Annotated in this window: 18 protein-coding genes; 17 read left to right on the top strand and 1 reads right to left on the bottom strand. The window is 69.9% G+C overall.

Annotation, left to right across the window (positions count from 1 at the left end):
• The first annotated feature begins 40 nt into the window (after nt 1–40).
• The 17 genes from prfA to HD595_RS07455 all read left to right on the top strand — a co-directional run bounded on the left by prfA (nt 41) and on the right by HD595_RS07455 (nt 15,461).
• Entirely contained in the window at nt 41–1,093 is a 1,053-nt protein-coding gene (prfA, locus tag HD595_RS07535) for a peptide chain release factor 1 (protein WP_253766927.1), read from the top strand.
• Entirely contained in the window at nt 1,090–1,953 is an 864-nt protein-coding gene (gene prmC / locus HD595_RS07530) for a peptide chain release factor N(5)-glutamine methyltransferase (RefSeq protein ID WP_175600988.1), read from the top strand. The genes prfA and prmC overlap by 4 nt, the downstream gene beginning before the upstream one ends.
• 22 nt (nt 1,954–1,975) lie before the next feature.
• Nucleotides 1,976–2,632 carry an L-threonylcarbamoyladenylate synthase gene (locus tag HD595_RS07525; protein ID WP_217707825.1) on the top strand — a complete coding sequence of 219 codons (657 nt, stop codon included), beginning with the start codon at nt 1,976–1,978 and terminating at the stop codon, nt 2,630–2,632.
• 89 nt (nt 2,633–2,721) lie between these two features.
• A complete protein-coding gene (locus tag HD595_RS07520) occupies nt 2,722–5,115 on the top strand; it encodes a hypothetical protein (protein ID WP_253766925.1) in 2,394 nt (797 codons plus the stop codon).
• Complete coding sequence (locus HD595_RS07515; RefSeq protein WP_253766923.1) at nt 5,115–5,495, top strand: hypothetical protein; 381 nt, start codon at nt 5,115–5,117, stop codon at nt 5,493–5,495. Before HD595_RS07520 ends, HD595_RS07515 begins: the two co-directional genes overlap by 1 nt.
• 341 nt (nt 5,496–5,836) lie before the next feature.
• Nucleotides 5,837–7,135 (top strand): glycosyltransferase family 4 protein, encoded by a 1,299-nt coding sequence (locus tag HD595_RS07510; protein WP_253766921.1) that lies wholly within the window; start codon nt 5,837–5,839, stop codon nt 7,133–7,135.
• A gap of 131 nt (nt 7,136–7,266) precedes the next feature.
• Nucleotides 7,267–7,686, top strand: a complete 420-nt coding sequence (locus HD595_RS07505; protein ID WP_253766919.1) for a Cg1360 family ATP-synthase-associated protein — start codon at nt 7,267–7,269, stop codon at nt 7,684–7,686.
• Between the two features lie 67 nt (nt 7,687–7,753).
• A complete protein-coding gene (locus tag HD595_RS07500) occupies nt 7,754–7,969 on the top strand; it encodes an AtpZ/AtpI family protein (protein WP_253766917.1) in 216 nt (71 codons plus the stop codon).
• 67 nt (nt 7,970–8,036) lie between these two features.
• A complete protein-coding gene (gene atpB, locus HD595_RS07495; RefSeq protein WP_253766915.1) occupies nt 8,037–8,834 on the top strand; it encodes a F0F1 ATP synthase subunit A in 798 nt (265 codons plus the stop codon).
• A gap of 71 nt (nt 8,835–8,905) precedes the next feature.
• Nucleotides 8,906–9,136 carry an ATP synthase F0 subunit C gene (gene atpE, locus HD595_RS07490; RefSeq protein ID WP_253766913.1) on the top strand — a complete coding sequence of 77 codons (231 nt, stop codon included), beginning with the start codon at nt 8,906–8,908 and terminating at the stop codon, nt 9,134–9,136.
• A gap of 34 nt (nt 9,137–9,170) precedes the next feature.
• Complete coding sequence (locus HD595_RS07485; RefSeq protein ID WP_253766911.1) at nt 9,171–9,722, top strand: F0F1 ATP synthase subunit B; 552 nt, start codon at nt 9,171–9,173, stop codon at nt 9,720–9,722.
• Nucleotides 9,722–10,531 carry a F0F1 ATP synthase subunit delta gene (locus HD595_RS07480; RefSeq protein ID WP_253766909.1) on the top strand — a complete coding sequence of 270 codons (810 nt, stop codon included), beginning with the start codon at nt 9,722–9,724 and terminating at the stop codon, nt 10,529–10,531. The genes HD595_RS07485 and HD595_RS07480 overlap by 1 nt, the downstream gene beginning before the upstream one ends.
• Before the next feature lie 23 nt (nt 10,532–10,554).
• The gene (gene atpA / locus HD595_RS07475; RefSeq protein WP_253766907.1) at nt 10,555–12,204 is read left to right on the top strand and encodes a F0F1 ATP synthase subunit alpha; all 1,650 of its coding nucleotides are present in this window, start codon (nt 10,555–10,557) and stop codon (nt 12,202–12,204) included.
• A gap of 3 nt (nt 12,205–12,207) precedes the next feature.
• Nucleotides 12,208–13,110, top strand: coding sequence for a F0F1 ATP synthase subunit gamma (locus HD595_RS07470; protein ID WP_253766905.1), 903 nt, complete (start codon nt 12,208–12,210; stop codon nt 13,108–13,110).
• 1 nt (nt 13,111) lies between these two features.
• Entirely contained in the window at nt 13,112–14,557 is a 1,446-nt protein-coding gene (gene atpD / locus HD595_RS07465; RefSeq protein ID WP_253766902.1) for a F0F1 ATP synthase subunit beta, read from the top strand.
• Nucleotides 14,558–14,653: 96 nt separating this feature from the next.
• Nucleotides 14,654–15,055, top strand: coding sequence for a F0F1 ATP synthase subunit epsilon (locus HD595_RS07460; protein ID WP_253766900.1), 402 nt, complete (start codon nt 14,654–14,656; stop codon nt 15,053–15,055).
• 28 nt (nt 15,056–15,083) lie between these two features.
• Nucleotides 15,084–15,461: a DUF2550 domain-containing protein gene (locus HD595_RS07455; RefSeq protein ID WP_253766898.1), complete on the top strand. Its 378-nt coding sequence runs from the start codon at nt 15,084–15,086 to the stop codon at nt 15,459–15,461.
• A 149-nt stretch (nt 15,462–15,610) separates the two neighbouring features.
• Here the strand turns inward: HD595_RS07455 and HD595_RS07450 are convergent, their stop codons facing one another.
• The gene (locus HD595_RS07450) at nt 15,611–16,201 is read right to left on the bottom strand and encodes a cob(I)yrinic acid a,c-diamide adenosyltransferase (RefSeq protein WP_253766896.1); all 591 of its coding nucleotides are present in this window, start codon (nt 16,199–16,201) and stop codon (nt 15,611–15,613) included.
• Nucleotides 16,202–16,246: the final 45 nt, after the last annotated feature.

Genomic DNA, 16,246 nt, shown 5'->3' with positions numbered 1-16,246 from the left:
TTGGTGAACGGCCGGAAGAACCCAAGCAGAAGGACCCACGGTGAACCTCGACGAGTTGCTCAAGGAGTATTCCGAGCTGGAGCTACGGCTCGCCGACCCCGCCGTGCACGCCGACCAGCACCAGGCCCGCACCCTCGGCAGGCGCTACTCCCAGCTCACGCCCATCGTCGCGACCTACCGCGAGCTGGAGTCGGTGCGCGCCGACCTCGGCACGGCCAAGGAGCTCGCCGGCGAGGACGAGACGTTCGCGGCCGAGGCCGCCGAGCTGGAGGAGCGCATCCCCCAGCTCGAGGAGCGCCTCAAGCACCTGCTGATCCCGCGCGATCCCAACGATGACAAGGACATCATCATGGAGATCAAGGCGGGCGAGGGCGGCGAGGAGTCCGCGCTGTTCGCCGGCGACCTGCTGCGCATGTACCTCCGCTACGCCGAGCGGCTCGGCTGGAAGACCGAAATCATCGACACCCAGCCCTCCGACCTCGGCGGCTACAAGGACGTCACGGTCGGCATCAAGGCCAAGGGCGACGAGGGCGTGTGGTCCAGGCTCAAGTACGAGGGCGGCGTCCACCGCGTGCAGCGCGTGCCCGTCACCGAGTCGCAGGGCCGCATCCACACCAGCGCCGCGGGCGTGCTCGTCTACCCCGAGGCCGAGGAGGTCGACGTCCACATCGACCCCAACGAGCTGCGGATCGACGTCTACCGCTCCAGCGGCCCCGGCGGCCAGAGCGTCAACACCACCGACTCCGCCGTCCGCATCACCCACCTGCCCACCGGCGTGGTGGTCTCCTGCCAGAACGAGAAGAGCCAGCTCCAGAACAAGGAGTCGGCGCTGCGCATCCTGCGCGCCCGGCTGCTGGCCATCGCCCAGGAGGAGGCCGACGCCGCCGCGCAGGCCGAGCGCAAGTCGCAGGTCCGCACCGTCGACCGCTCCGAGCGCATCCGCACCTACAACTTCCCCGAGAACCGCATCTCCGACCACCGCGTCGGCTTCAAGGCGTATAACCTCGACCAGGTCCTCGACGGCGAGCTCAACGCCGTCACCCAGGCACTCATCGACGCCGAGATGGCGGAGAAGCTCGCACAACACTCATGACATTTCTGCTGGACGAAATCGCGCTCGCCACCGCCCGGCTGGCCGAGGCAGGTGTGCCCTCGCCGCGCACCGACGCGGAGGAGATCGCGGCATTCGTTCACGGCGTGCGCAGGAGCGAGCTGCACACGGTCAAGGACGCCGACTTCGACGCCCTGTTCTGGGAGGGCATCGCCCGCCGCGAAGCTCGTGAGCCGCTGCAGCACATCACCGGCCACGCCTACTTCCGCTACCTGGAGCTCAAGGTGGGGCCCGGCGTGTTCGTGCCGCGGCCCGAGACCGAGGTCATGGCCGGCTGGGCGATCGACACGCTGCGCGCCATGGACGTCGCCGCGCCCCTCGTCGTCGACCTCGGCACCGGCTCCGGGGCGATCGCGCTGTCGATCGCCCAGGAGGTCGCGCTGAGCGAGGTCCACGCCGTGGAGGTCGACCCCGACGCGTACGGCTGGGCCAAGCGCAACATCACCGAGCACGGCCAGGGCCGCGTCCACCTGCACCCGGAGGACCTCGCCGAGGCCCTGCCCGAGCTCAACGGCAAGGTCGACCTGGTCATCTCCAACCCGCCCTACATCCCGCCCGGCGCCGTCCCGCGCGACCCCGAGGTGCGCGACTACGACCCCTCGCGGGCGCTGTACGGCACGGGCGACGACGGTCTCGGCGAGGTGCGCGCCGTCGAGCGCACGGCCCGGAGGCTGCTGCGCCCCGGCGGCTGGGTGGCCGTCGAGCACGCCGACGAGCAGGGCAGCGCCGTCTACCTGACGTTCCCCGAGGATCACGGCTGGCGCGACGTGCGCCTGCGCCAGGACCTGACCCGCAGGGACCGCTTCGTCACCGCGCGGCTCGGCCAGGACGAACCTGACTAGCCCGACCGACTAGCTGACTAGGATGCACGCCGTGGCAACAACCTTTGACTGCACGGACCTCGAACAGCGCGCCGAGGGCCTGACCGAGGCCGCCGCCGCGGTGCGCCGCGGCGACCTGGTCGTGCTTCCCACCGACACCGTCTACGGCATCGGCGCCGACGCGTTCACGCCGGCGGCCGTCACGGCGCTGCTGGAGGCCAAGGGCCGGGGCCGCGACATGCCGCCGCCCGTCCTCGTCGGCACCGTCCGCGCCGCCGGGGCGCTGGTCGAGGACCTCGGGCCGTACGGGCAGGACCTCATCGACGCCTTCTGGCCGGGTCCGCTCACGATCGTCTGCAAGGCCAACCGGGCCCTGTCCTGGGACCTCGGCGACACCAAGGGCACGGTCGCGATCCGCATGCCGCTCCACCCGGTGGCGCTCGACCTGCTCAAGGAGACCGGGCCGATGGCCGTCTCCAGCGCCAACCGCTCGGGCGCGCCCGCCGCCGTCACCGCCGCCGAGGCCGAGGCACAGCTCGGCGACTCCGTCTCCGTCTACCTCGACGGCGGCAAGACCACCGACAACACGCCCTCCACGATCCTCGACCTCACCACCGCGGTGCCGCGGCTGCTGAGGCGCGGCGCGATCCCCGTGGAGAAGCTGCGCGGCATCATCGGGTACGTCGCCACCGACGACTGACGTATACCGTCTGCTTATCCCGGCTGCGGCGGCGGCCCGCCTGCGCCTACGGTGACTTCCGGAGCGGCCACGACGTCCGGGAGCAGCCCATGGGCAAGTTCGACGGCATGGATCCTGAGCTGGTCCGTGACCTGCTGGCCGAGGTCGGGCGCGCGACCGCCCAGCTGCGCGCCGCCGAGGCGCGGGTCACGCAGATCATGACCCGCGCCGGCCTGCCGACACGCGCCGCTCACCGCCCCAGCCAGGTCGCGGACGCCGCGGACACCATGGTCAAGGACGTCCGGGTACGGCTCGGGCTGCTGGAGAAACGCGCCGACGAGCATCCCAAGCCCACCCAGCCTGACGGCGAGCACAAACCCACCCGGGACGACGGCCGCGACGACACCAGGACCGGCGACGACCACAAGAAGGCGGACGACCACAAGAAGGCCGACGAGCCGAAGAAGGGCGAGGAGCCGAAGAAGGGCGAGGACGACAAGCAGGGGCAGGACGCCAGGACATCTCATGACGACCCCAAGCCCACCAAGCCGGACGCGAAGCCTGACGACGAGCACAAGCCGACCAAGCCCGACGCGAAGCCTGACGACGAGCACAAGCCGACCAAGCCCGACGCGAAGCCTGACGACGAGCACAAGCCCACCAAGCCCGACGCCAAGCCTGACGACGAGCACAAGCCCACCAAGCCCGACGCCAAGCCCGACGACGACCAGAAACCCGCCCGGGAGGACGGCCGCGACGACACCGGCACCGCTGACCGGGACAAACCCGCGAGGGACAACGGCCGGGACGACAGCGGGTCCTGCAAGGACAGTGACGACACCCGCACCGGCGGCGACACGCGTACAGGCGATGACAGCGGCACTCGTGACGACTCCCGCGTAGGGGGCGACACTCGCACACGCGACGACCCAGGGACACGGGACGACACCGGCACGCGCGACGACACGGGCACTCGCGATGACACCGGCACTCGCGATGACACCGGCACTCGCGATGACACGGGCATCGGGGACGACACGGGCACTCGTGACGAGCCGAAGGACGACGATCTCGGCAGCAGGCGCGATCGCGGCGCCGAGTCCGGCGTGGACTCGTCCGGCCTCACACCCGCGGACCCGATCGGCGCCCCCGACCCCATAGGCGACCGCGCCGACCCCACCACCCCGGCCGATCCCACCACCCCGGCCGATCCCGCGACCCCGGCCGATCCCGCGACCCCGGCCGACCCCGCCTCCCCGGACGACCGCGTCGACACCCCCGCCAAGGACCACCCGGACGACCTCGACCCGCAGAAACCGCGCGTCGTGGTCGTGGACGGTGTGAAGGTCCTCCAGGTGCCCATCGACCCACCCACGGCCACACAGATCAGCAACATCCTGGACAACCTCGACAAGTTCCAGCCCATCGAGATGCCCACGCCGCCAGGCGATGCCCAACCCGCAACCCCGACCACCCCCATCGGCACGACGCCTTCAGACGGCACGGCCATCGGCGGCGCTCATCCGGTTCATCCGATCGGTACGGCGCCTTCGGACGGTACGGCGATCGGCGGCGCTCATCCGGTTCATCCGATCGGTACGGCGCCTTCGGACGGTACGGCGATCGGCGGCGCTCACCCGGTTCACCCCATCGGTACGGCGCCCACGGACACGACCCCGATCGGCGGCGCCCATCCGGCCCAGCCGATCGACACGACGCCCGGCCACGCGGACGGCACAGGGACGGATCGTACGACCGGCACGACCCCTGGGCACGCGGACGGCACGGGGACAGACCGCACGACAGGCACCACACCTGGTCAGGTGGACGGCACCGACACCGGCTGCGCGGACACCACCACACCACGAGACGCGGACGGCACCACTCCCGATCGCGACACCACGCCCGACCGCGACGCCACGCCCGACCGCGACACGACGCCCGACCGCGACGCCACGCCCGATCGCGACACGACGCCCGATCGCGACACGACGCCCGACCGCGACGCCACGCCCGATCGCGACGCCACGCCCGGCCGCGGCGACACCACCCCTGATCGCGGCGACACCACGCCGGCCCGCGACAACGACGTGGTCCGCGACACCACGCCAGGTCGCGACACGACGCCCGGTCAGGGCGTCCCGGTGGTCATCGACCCCACGGCCCCCGCGTCATCCGGTAGCTCGGGGGCCGCGGCCACCTCCGTCAGCGCGGCTCATCAGCTCACCCCGGGCGGCGCGCCGCACGTCGTGTCCGCACCAGCGGGACCCCTCGGCCTCGACGACCTCCGCGCCCTCCTCGACCAGGTCACCACAGCGGACCAGCCCGGCCTCCCGGACAGTGGCCCGTACGCCGACAGCCTCCCCACCGCCGACGACCGGCCCGTCCCCGACACCGGCCTCCGCAGCGGCGACGACGGAACGACGACGCACCCGGATCATCACCACCACGGCCATCAGGACGGCCGCCACGACGGCCCCGGCACCCGGTACAGGAGCGTCTGATGGCATTCGCCGACCCGCCCGCCCCCCAGCCGATGCGCCCCGGCGAGACCCCGCCCGTGACGGGCGGCACCAACCCGCTGGACGTCCAGCCGAGGGCCTGGGAGTTCAACCCGGAGTACGAGCGCCTCGTCACCGCCTGGCAGACCGTCCACCCCCTCCTGGAGGAGCTCACGAAGGCCCTCGACAAGGCCTACACGCTCGCCAGGAGCCCGCAGACGTGGGACGCCCCCGTCGGGTCGAGGTACGTCGAGGACATCGCTGAGTGGCGCTCCAGGCTCGCCCAGTACCGTCAGGCGGTGCTCACCTCGATCAGCGACGAGGCCGCCGACACGCCCCGCTGGATCCCCAGCTCGGCGGGCGCACCCCACGCCTTCTCCTGACGAACGACGAACGCCTGACGAATGCCCGACGAACGCCCGACGATCACCCGACGAACATCTGGCGATCACCCGACGGGTGCCGCCGCGCCGCCCCGGCGCGGCTCACGCCACCCCGCGACGCCGTCCCGTATGCTCCGGAGCCTCCGGCCGCGACGCCGGGCGCGCCCAACCGGCTGTGCACTCCGGCGGGGGACACCGGCCGGGCCCGCCGGCACGCGGGGGTGGTTCGCGAGCGGGTGCCGGCGCCGCTGACCATCCGTCTGCCATATCTCAGCGAATATTAAGCTGGTCTGTGTCGTTTTCCGGTCACAGCGGTCCGGCGCATCCGCGAAACTAGGATCGTGCGCGAATACCTGTTCATGGCGCTCATAGCGGCTGCGGTGACGTACCTCCTCGTCCCGCTGGTGCGCCGCTTCGCCATCCGCATAGGGGCCGCTCCGGAGATCCGCGAGCGTGACGTGCACACCACGCCGACCCCCCGGCTGGGGGGTCTGGCGATGTACGGCGGGCTGGTCGCGGGGCTGCTGGTGGCCAGCGAGCTGGCCCATACCGGCCAGGCGCTGACCGAGGCCGAGGGGCGCCCGGTGATGGCCCTGATCATCGCGGGCGGGCTCATCACCGTCACGGGCTTCCTGGACGACTGGTGGGGCATGGACCCCTTCATCAAGCTGGCCGGCCAGATCGCCGCCGCGGGCGTCCTCGTCTGGTTCGACCTGCGGCTCGTCTACATCCCGCTGCCCAAGGACTGGGGCGGCTCCACCAGCCTCGACTACACGCTGAGCACGATCATCACCATCCTGGTGGTGGTCGTCACGATCAACGCGGTCAACTTCGTCGACGGCCTCGACGGGCTGGCCGCGGGCATCGTCTGCATCGCCGCCATGGCCACCTGGGCCTACTCCATCTTCCTGTCGAAGAGCATCAGCGGCGACAACATCACCACCACGGCCGGCATCGCCGCCATCCTCATCGGCACCTGCCTCGGGTTCCTGCCGCACAACTTCCATCCGGCGAAGATCTTCATGGGCGACACCGGCGCCATGCTCATCGGCCTGGTCCTCGCCTCCTCGATCGTCACCGTCACGCCGGTCGACCCGTCGGTCATCGAGGGCATCAACCGCTTCGGCGTGCTGCTCCCGCTGCTGGTCCCGGCGGCGGTGCTGGTCCTGCCGCTCATCGACCTGATCACCGCGGTCGTGCGGCGCACCTCCTACGGCATGTCGCCGTTCGCCCCCGACCGGGGCCACCTGCACCATCGGCTGATGGACATCGGCCACTCGCACCGCCGCTCGGTGCTGATCATGTACGCCTGGGCGTTCCTGTTCGCGTTCGGCCTGGTCGCGATGTCCACGATCGGTGTGCCGCTCCTCATGTTCCCGGTCGTGATCCTGCTCGCGATCGGCGTCCTCGTGCTGATGGCGGCGCCCCGCTGGCGGGGGAGGGGCGGCGTTCACACGCGCGGGGGCGAGCCGTCCGACGACGACGGGCCGCCCACCGGGCCCATGCCGCCGATCCTGCCGGTGGAGGGTCACGTCGGGTCACAGGTCAGGTCGCAGGGCCGGCCGATGGAGGAGCCGCCGCATCCGCGCGCGCAGGCCAACCGCGAAACGGTCATTCAGGCATTTCCGGGCCGTTCATGATCGCGAACTAGAAACGGCAGGTAAAAGCGGTCTTCCGTGAGCTTGTGATATCTTTCACGAGCAGGGACCTCCAAGGCTCAGGCCCGAGAGGTAGCAAACGCTCGCTTGACAACTTGCCTTATGGAGCACTGATGCAGGCCAACGACGTGCGCGTCCTCAAGAGCGCCGCGATCCCCACCCTGGCGGTGGGAGCGATCGCCGCGGTCGTGGCCCTCATGGTGGCCGGCGGCAAGGGAGCCCTGGGCGCGGTCGTCGGCACCTTGCTGGTCGGGGTTTTCTTCAGCGTCAGCGTGGTAGCCGTGAGCTATGCCGCAAAGGTCTCCCCCCAAGTCATGGCCATGGCCGCGATGGGCAGCTATCTCGTCAAGGTGGTGGCCGTCATGCTCATGCTCGTCGCCTTCGGCGACACCGGCGCGTGGCATCCCAAGGCGTTCGCCTGGTCCGTGGTGCTCTGCACCATCGTCTGGACGGCGTTCGAGGTCCGCGCCTTCGTCAAGACCAAGATGCTGTACGTGGACCCCGAGGCCAAGGTCCCCGGGAAGGGCGACTGATGGAGCCGGTAGCCGGGCGGGTCCGATATGACTAGTCCTCTCTCTGCCTGCTATCGTCGGGCGCGCGATGAGCGAACAGGAACGCCGGCCGGAGACAGACGGTCGCGACTTCGCCGACGCCATGTGGGCGGTCCCCAGCTATCTTCTCGCCGGGATGGCTTTCTACGGGGGCATCGGGTGGTTGCTGGACCGCTGGCTCGACATGTCCGCGTTCTTCCCCATAGGCATCATCCTTGGGCTGGTGCTCGCCGGCTACGCGGTCTACCGGCGACACGGTCGCTGACTCCGTTCGGCGACCGCCTCGCCGAAGAAACTTCTGTGATCCACTACGACGTTGAAGGGAACGCCGCGTGAGTGCGCTGACGGTCCTGGCATCATCGGGCGACGAGTTCGGGGCGCCTACGCCTGAAGAACTGTTCCAGTTGCCCCCCATCATCCCCGGGGTCGACTGGTTCACCAAGCCGGTGCTGCTCGCCCTCCTCAGTTCGGTCCTCGTGATCGCCTTCTGCTGGGCTGCCTTCGCCAACCCCAAGATCGTACCGAGGGGCGTGCAGAACGTCGTCGAGTACGGCTACATGTTCGTCCGCGACCAGGTCGCGCGGCCCTTCCTGGGCAAGGACGCCGACCGCTGGATGGGCCTGCTGGTCAGCATCTTCTTCACGGTGCTGGTCTGGAACCTCATGGGCGTCATCCCCATCCTGCAGTTCCCCGTCGCCTCGCACATCGCCTTCCCGGCCGTCCTCGCGATCATGGTCTACGTCATCAAGGTCTACCTGGGCATGAAGCACCAGGGCGCGGTCGGCTACTTCAAGAACATGATGTTCCCGCCGGGCCTGCCCAAGCCGATCTATGTGCTGCTGGCCCCGATCGAGTTCCTGTCGAACTTGATCATCGCACCCTTCACGCACGCGGTACGACTGTTCGCCAACATGTTCGCCGGTCACATGCTGCTGGCCTTCTTCAGCATGGTGGGCTTCTGGTTCCTGTTCGAGAAGCTGACCCCCCTGGGCGCCCCCGTCGGTGTCGTCGGCGTGGTCATGACCATCATCCTCACCGGCTTCGAGATGTTCATCCAGTTCCTGCAGGCGTTCCTGTTCGCCATGCTGGCCGCGATGTACATCGGCGGCTCGCTGCACGCAGAGCACTGAGAACCACCCAACGGAATGTCCATGACCGGTGAGACTCCGCTTCACCGGCCGTCCAGTAAAGGAAAACAGCAATGAGCGTTCTCGCTGAGGTCTCCGGCAACGTCACCGCCATCGGTTACGGTCTTGCCGCCATCGGCCCCGGCATCGGCGTCGGCATCATCTTCGGTCAGGGCGTGCAGGCCATCGCGCGCCAGCCCGAGGCTTACGGTCTGATCCGCCAGAACATGCTCCTTGGCTTCGTCCTCACCGAGGCCCTCGCCCTGATCGGTCTGGTCGCGCCGTTCATCTTCTCGAACCTCTAAAGACCAGAAGAATCCCTGACGAAAGGCTGCATCCATGACTCTCGCAGCTACGCTCCTCGCGGCGGAGGGCGGCGCCAACCCCCTCATCCCGCACGACTATGAGCTCATCGTCGGTATCTTCGCGTTCGCCGTCGTCTTCCTCGTCGTCGGACGGATGCTTGTCCCGCGGATCCAGAAGACGCTGGCCGAGCGTACCGACGCCATCGAGGGCGGCATCAAGAGGGCGGAGGACGCCCAGGCCGAGGCGCAGGCGCTGCAGCAGCAGTACCGCGACCAGCTGGCCGAGGCCCGGCAGGAGGCGGCCCGCCTTCGCGAGGAGGCTCGCGAGCAGGCCGCCCAGATCAAGGCTGAGCTCCGCGAGGAGGCGCAGGCCGAGGCCCGCCGCCTCATCGAGGCCGCGCACGCCCAGATCGAGGCCGACCGCCAGCAGGCGTTCTCCCAGCTCCGCGCCGAGATCGGCCGCCTGTCCACCGACCTGGCCGGCCGTATCGTCGGCGAGTCCCTCGAGGACGAGGCCCGGCAGCGCCGCACCGTCGACCGCTTCCTGGACGAGCTCGAGAGCTCCAGCGCGCAGGCGGTGCGCTAATGCGAGGCCTGAGCAGAAGCTCGCTGGCAGAGGTCGAGGAGCGCTTCAACGCGGTCGCCGGCAGCGCCGACCTCGGCGCGCTCTCCGACGAGCTGTTCGCGATCGCCGATCTGCTCGACCGCGAGCACGGCCTGCGCCGCGCCCTGTCCGACCCGTCGCGGTCGGCGGAGGCCAAGGCGGGCACCGTGCGGGCCCTGCTCGCGGGCAAGGTCGGCGAGGCGGCGCTCGCCACCACCGAGGCCGCCGCGTCGGCCCGGTGGTCGCGCGCGGGTGACCTCGCCGACGTGCTCGAGCGGCTCGGCGTCGTCGCCGCCGCCGCGGAGGCCGAGAGCCAGGGCACGATCGACGAGGTGGAGGACGAGCTCTTCCGCTTCGGCCGCGTCGTCGCCGCCAACCCTGACCTGCGCCGCGCGCTCGCCGACGCCGCCGCCCCTGCGGAGGGCAAGCGCCGGCTGCTGAGCGACCTGCTCGGCGGCAAGGCGGCGACGGCAAGTGTGCGTCTCATCTCGCAGGTGGCAGTACACCCGCGAGGACGTAGCCTGGAAGCAGGACTGGAGGAGTTCAGCCAGCTCGTGGCGCAGCAGCGCCAGCGCTTCGTCGCGGTGGTGCGCAGCGCCGTCGAGCTGACCGACCAGCAGAAGGCCCGCCTGGCGACGTGGCTGCGCACCTCCTACGGCCGTGACGTGCACCTGAACGTCGAGGTGGATCCGCGAGTGCTCGGTGGCTTCTCGGTCCGCATCGGCGACGAGATCATCGACACCACCATTGTGGGACGAATCGAAGAAGTCCGCCGCCGGTTGGCCGGCTAGGCGAAGAGGGAGACAGAGTAGAGATGGCGGAGCTTACGATCCGGCCGGACGAGATCCGGGACGCGCTTGAGCGCTTCGTCCAGGCGTACGAACCGGAAGGCGCCGCGCGCGAGGAGATCGGGACCGTCGTCGACTGTGGCGACGGCATCGCCCATGTCTCCGGCCTTCCCTCGGCGATGGCGAACGAGCTGCTCGAATTCGAGGACGGCACGCGCGGTCTGGCCCTCAACCTCGACACCCGTGAGATCGGTGTCGTCATCCTGGGCGACTTCAGCAAGATCGAGGAGGGCCAGACGGTCCGCCGGACGGGCGAGGTCCTGTCCGTGCCGGTCGGCGACGGCTTCCTCGGTCGCGTGGTCGACCCCCTGGGCAACCCGCTCGACGGTAAGGGCGGCATCGAGAGCGAGGGCGTGCGCGCCCTCGAGCTCCAGGCCCCGTCCGTCGTCCAGCGGCAGCCGGTGAAGCAGCCGCTGCAGACCGGCATCAAGGCGATCGACTCCATGACGCCGATCGGCCGCGGCCAGCGTCAGCTGATCATCGGCGACCGTGGCACCGGCAAGACCGCCGTGGCCGTGGACACCATCATCAACCAGCGCGAGAACTGGGCCACCGGCGACCCGGAGAAGCAGGTCCGCTGCGTCTACGTCGCCGTCGGCCAGAAGGGCTCGACGATCGCGCAGGTCAAGGCTCGCCTGGAGGAGGCGGGCGCGATGGAGTACACCACCATCGTCGCCTCTCCGGCCTCCGACCCGGCCGGCTTCAAGTACCTGGCCCCGTACACCGGCTCGGCCATCGGCCAGCACTGGATGTACCAGGGCAAGCACGTCCTGATCGTCTTCGACGACCTGACCAAGCAGGCCGACGCCTACCGCGCCGTCTCCCTGCTGCTGCGCCGCCCGCCGGGCCGCGAGGCCTTCCCGGGCGACGTGTTCTACCTCCACTCCCGTCTGCTGGAGCGCTGCGCGAAGCTCTCCGCCGACATGGGCGGCGGCTCGATGACCGGTCTGCCGATCATCGAGACGAAGGGCAACGACGTCTCGGCGTTCATCCCGACCAACGTCATCTCCATCACCGACGGCCAGTGCTTCCTGGAGACCGACCTGTTCAACGCCGGCGTCCGCCCGGCGATCAACGTCGGTATCTCGGTCTCCCGAGTCGGTGGCTCGGCGCAGATCAAGGCGATGCGCAAGGTGGCGGGCACGCTGAAGCTGTCGCTGTCGCAGTTCCGCGACCTGGAGGCGTTCGCCGCGTTCGCCTCCGACCTCGACGCCGCCTCCCGGGCCCAGCTCGAGCGCGGTCAGCGGCTCGTCGAGCTGCTCAAGCAGCCGCAGTACTCCCCGTTCCCCGTCGAGAAGCAGGTCGTGTCGGTGTGGACCGGCACCACCGGTGAGCTGGACGACGTCCCGGTCGAGGACATCCGCCGCTTCGAGGGCGAGTTCCTCGACTACCTCCAGAGCGGGAACAAGGGCATCCTCGACGCCATCCGCGAGACCAAGGAGCTGTCGGACGACACGGTGACCGCCCTCAAGGACGCCATCACGGAGTTCAAGAAGGGCTTCACCACCTCGTCCGGCGAGCTGCTGGTCAAGGACGAGCCGGTGGCGCCGCTCGGCGCCGACGAGGTCGGCCAGGAGAAGATCCAGAAGGTCGTCCGCCCGGCGGAGAAGAAGTAGGACATGGGTGCCCAGCTAAGGCTGCTGCGGCGGCGGATCACGTCGGTCAGGTCGACCGCGAAGATCACGCGCGCCCAGGAGCTCATCGCCTCTTCACGGATCGTGAGGGCGCAGCAGCGGATGCAGGCGGCGCTGCCGTACGAGCGCGAGATCACTCGCGCCGTCACGGGCGTCGTCAGCAACGCCGCGAGCGTCGACCATCCGCTGACCGTGGCGAAGGACAACCCCGCCAAGGCGGGCGTCCTCATCGTCACCAGCGACAGCGGGTTCTGCGGCGGCTTCAACGCCAACGTGCTGCGCGAGGCCGAGGCCCTGCGTGGCCTGCTGGAGGGCCGCGGCCTGGCCGTGACGCCGTTCGTCACCGGGCGCAAGGGTGTCACCTGGCACAGCTTCCGCAACCGCGAGATGGGCGGCAGCTGGGTCGGCTTCTCCCGTAAGCCGGCCTACGCCGACGCCAAGGAGATCGCCGCGATGCTGATCGAGTCCTTCAAGGACGAGAACGGCATCGACGAGATCCACATCGTGTCGACCGAGTTCGTCTCGATGCTGTCGCAGAACGTCGTGGTCAAGCGGATCCTGCCGCTGGAGGTCGAGGAGACCGAGGCGACCGAGTCCACCACGATCCCGCCGTACTTCGAGTTCGAGCCGACCGCGGGCGACGTGCTGGAGTCGTTGCTGCCGCGCTACGTGGAGTCCCGTATCTTCACGGCGCTGCTGCAGTCCGCGGCCTCGGAGGAGGCCGCGCGGCGGCGCGCCATGAAGTCGGCGACCGACAACGCCAACGAGCTGATGCGGGTGCTGACCCAGCAGATGAACCAGGCTCGCCAGGCCGAGATCACCCAGGAAATCAGCGAGATCGTCGGTGGCGCCAACGCGCTGGCTGACGCCGCAGCCGGGAAAGAGTGAAATGACTGCAGAGGCTGTTGAGACTGTAGAGAGTGCCGCGGGCGGCATCGGCCGCGTGGCCCGCGTCACCGGCGCCGTCGTCGACGTGGAGTTCCCCGTCGACGCGATGCCCGACATCTATAACGCGCTCAACGTCGAGGTGACCCTCGGCGGCGAGACCAAGACCCTGACCCTCGAGGTGGCCCAGCACCTGGGCGACAACCTCGTCCGGGCCATCTCCATGCAGCCCACCGACGGCCTGGTCCGCGGCCAGGCGGTCACCGACTCGGGCGCGCCGATCTCGGTGCCGGTCGGCGACGTCGTCAAGGGCCACGTGTGGAACGCGCTGGGCGAGACGCTCGACGTGCCGACCTCCTCGCTCAAGATCACCGAGCGGTGGGGCATCCACCGTCCGTCGCCGGCCTTCGACCAGCTCGAGTCCCGCACCGAGCTGCTCGTCACCGGCATCAAGGTCATCGACCTGCTCACCCCGTACGTGCAGGGTGGCAAGATCGGTCTGTTCGGCGGCGCCGGTGTCGGCAAGACCGTTCTGATCCAGGAGATGATCCGCCGCGTCGCCCGCAACTTCGGTGGCACCTCGTGCTTCGCCGGCGTGGGTGAGCGCACCCGTGAGGGCAACGACCTCTGGCTGGAGATGGAGGAGGCCGACGTCCTCAAGGACACCGCGCTGGTGTTCGGTCAGATGGACGAGCCGCCGGGCACCCGTCTGCGGGTCGCGCTGTCGGCCCTGACGATGGCCGAGTACTTCCGCGACGTCCAGAAGCAGGACGTGCTGCTCTTCATCGACAACATCTTCCGCTTCACGCAGGCCGGTTCCGAGGTCTCCACGCTGCTCGGCCGTATGCCGTCCGCCGTGGGTTACCAGCCGACGCTGGCCGACGAGATGGGTGTCCTCCAGGAGCGCATCACCTCGACGCGCGGTCACTCGATCACCTCCATGCAGGCGATCTACGTGCCCGCCGACGACATCACCGACCCGGCCCCGCACAACGCGTTCGCGCACCTCGACGCGCAGACCGTTCTGTCCCGGCCGATCTCGGAGAAGGGCATCTACCCGGCGGTGGACCCGCTCGACTCCACCTCCCGGATCCTCGACCCGCAGATCGTGGGCGAGGAGCACTACCGGGTGGCCCAGGAGACCAAGCGGATCCTGCAGAAGTTCCGCGAGCTGCAGGACATCATCGCCATCCTCGGTATCGACGAGCTCTCCGAGGAGGACAAGGTCACCGTCCAGCGGGCGCGGCGCATCGAGCGCTTCCTGTCGCACCCGATGTACGCGGCCGAGGCCTTCACCGGTCAGCCGGGCGAGACCGTTCCGCTGGACGAGACCATCGCCTCGTTCAAGGGTCTGTGCGCGGGTGAGTACGACCACCTGCCCGAGCAGGCGTTCTACATGGTCGGCGGCATCGACCAGGCCATCGCCAAGGCGAAGGAACTCGAGCGCTAGTCGCCCCGGCCATAGGGCGGGCGCAGCCCGCCCGGAGATACGGTGGTGGTGCGGCCGAGGCCGTGCCACCACCTGATCGGAAAGGAACCTGCACAAGTGGCCAAGCTACGCGTAGGGGTTGTCTCACCCGAGCGTGAGATCTGGTCGGGCGAGGCCGACATGGTGATTGCCAAGACCGTGGACGGCGAGATCGGTATTATGCCGCAACACGCACCCGTGCTCGGCGTCCTCGTCGAGGGCGGCGTGCTGCGCGTCAAGCGGGAGGGCGAGGACGAACTCGTCGCGGCCGTCCACGGCGGGTTCATCTCCGTGGCCGACGACGAGGTGTCCGTGCTCGCCGAGGTGGCCGAGCTCGGTTCCGAGGTCGACGTCGCGGCGGCCCGTGACGCTCTCGATCGGGCCCAGGCCTCGATCGAGGCCAACCAGGAGGACGCCGACGCGGCGGTCGAGGCCCAGCGTGCCCGGGCCCGGCTGCGCGCCGCGGGCGAAGAGGTCTGAACAACCCAAGGCTTAGGGGGCGGCAGTGGTGGCGACGGTATTCATCTGCGTGCTGCTGCTCGCCGCCCTGGTGGTCCTGCGCGGCTTCATGCTCGCGCGCTCCCGGGGCAGCGTCCCCTGTCGGATCCGGGTGGCCGACCACGGCTGGCGCGGCGGGGTAGCCCGCTACGCCGACGGGGAGCTCCACTGGATCCCGCTCATAGGTCTGCGACTGAGGCCGCGCCACGCGATCGCGAGGCGCGGCCTCGTCGTTTCGTCCCGGCGCGAGCTGGACAACGGCCTGTACGCGATCGACTGCGGCGGCTCGGCGGGGGACATCTCGCTGGCGATGAGCGCAGACGCCCTGACGGGCTTCCTCGCCTGGCTGGAGTCCGCTCCTCCCAGTGCGTATCTCGACGTGGCGTGATTTCCGGGGTCACGGCACGGCCGGCCTGGCCGCCACCCCGCGCACGGGGCTGAGGGCCTCCAGGGAGACGGCCTCTGACCCGCACGCGGCGGGCCGCCGTCACGGCCCGCCGCACCCGTCCGAGCGGTGACAGGCAGCCACGCCGGCGCCTAGCGGGTCGCGCCCGGCTTCCAGAGGATCTCCTGGCCCGCGTGCGCGACCCGGCACAGGATGAACAGCAGGTCCGACAGGCGGTTCAGGTAGGCGGCCGTGAGCGGGTTCATGTCGTCGTGGGCCTCCAGCGCCGCCCAGGTGGTGCGCTCGGCGCGGCGCACCGTCACCCGGGCCACGTGCAGCGCCGCCGTCGCCGGGTCGCCCCCGGGCAGGATGAAGCTGCGCAGCGGCTTGAGGTCGGCGTTGAAGCTGTCGCAGAGCGCCTCCAGCCGGTCCACGTACGCCTGCTCGACCCGCAGGGGCGGGAACGCGGGCTCAGCCACGACCGGCGTCGCGAGGTCGGCCCCCACGTCGAACAGCTCGTTCTGCACCCGGGCCAGCACCTCCGCGAGGTCGGCGGGGAGCGTGCCGTGCGAGAGCGCCACCCCGAGGTGGGCGTTGGCCTCCTCGACGTCGGCGTAGGCGGCGAGCCGCGCGTCGGTCTTGGGGACGCGGCTCATGTCGTTGAGCGCGGTGGTGCCGTCGTCGCCGGTGCGGGTGTAGATGCGGGAGAGGACGACCGGCTTGTCCTTGTCCGAGCGCGTCATGGGCTCAGCGTAATGACAAATGTCATCGGGAAGGGACGCGGGGCG

The organism is Nonomuraea roseoviolacea subsp. carminata, from assembly GCF_024172185.1.
In the GTDB taxonomy this organism is placed as follows: Bacteria; Actinomycetota; Actinomycetes; order Streptosporangiales; family Streptosporangiaceae; genus Nonomuraea; species Nonomuraea roseoviolacea.
The sequence above is the reverse complement of the archived record's forward strand: the minus strand, read 5'-3'. Positions and strand labels throughout refer to the sequence as shown.

Bases quoted from the DNA above. Each gene is read 5' to 3' on its own strand.
- prmC (WP_175600988.1), top strand. From the start codon at position 1,090: ATGACATTTCTGCTGGACGAAATCGCGCTCGCCACCGCCCGGCTGGCC.
- HD595_RS07525 (WP_217707825.1), top strand. From the start codon at position 1,976: ATGCACGCCGTGGCAACAACCTTTGACTGCACGGACCTCGAACAGCGC.
- HD595_RS07520 (WP_253766925.1), top strand. From the start codon at position 2,722: ATGGGCAAGTTCGACGGCATGGATCCTGAGCTGGTCCGTGACCTGCTG.
- HD595_RS07515 (WP_253766923.1), top strand. From the start codon at position 5,115: ATGGCATTCGCCGACCCGCCCGCCCCCCAGCCGATGCGCCCCGGCGAG.
- HD595_RS07505 (WP_253766919.1), top strand. From the start codon at position 7,267: ATGCAGGCCAACGACGTGCGCGTCCTCAAGAGCGCCGCGATCCCCACC.
- HD595_RS07500 (WP_253766917.1), top strand. From the start codon at position 7,754: ATGAGCGAACAGGAACGCCGGCCGGAGACAGACGGTCGCGACTTCGCC.
- atpE (WP_253766913.1), top strand. From the start codon at position 8,906: ATGAGCGTTCTCGCTGAGGTCTCCGGCAACGTCACCGCCATCGGTTAC.
- HD595_RS07485 (WP_253766911.1), top strand. From the start codon at position 9,171: ATGACTCTCGCAGCTACGCTCCTCGCGGCGGAGGGCGGCGCCAACCCC.
- HD595_RS07480 (WP_253766909.1), top strand. From the start codon at position 9,722: ATGCGAGGCCTGAGCAGAAGCTCGCTGGCAGAGGTCGAGGAGCGCTTC.
- atpA (WP_253766907.1), top strand. From the start codon at position 10,555: ATGGCGGAGCTTACGATCCGGCCGGACGAGATCCGGGACGCGCTTGAG.
- HD595_RS07470 (WP_253766905.1), top strand. From the start codon at position 12,208: ATGGGTGCCCAGCTAAGGCTGCTGCGGCGGCGGATCACGTCGGTCAGG.
- atpD (WP_253766902.1), top strand. From the start codon at position 13,112: ATGACTGCAGAGGCTGTTGAGACTGTAGAGAGTGCCGCGGGCGGCATC.
- HD595_RS07450 (WP_253766896.1), bottom strand. From the start codon at position 16,201: ATGACGCGCTCGGACAAGGACAAGCCGGTCGTCCTCTCCCGCATCTAC.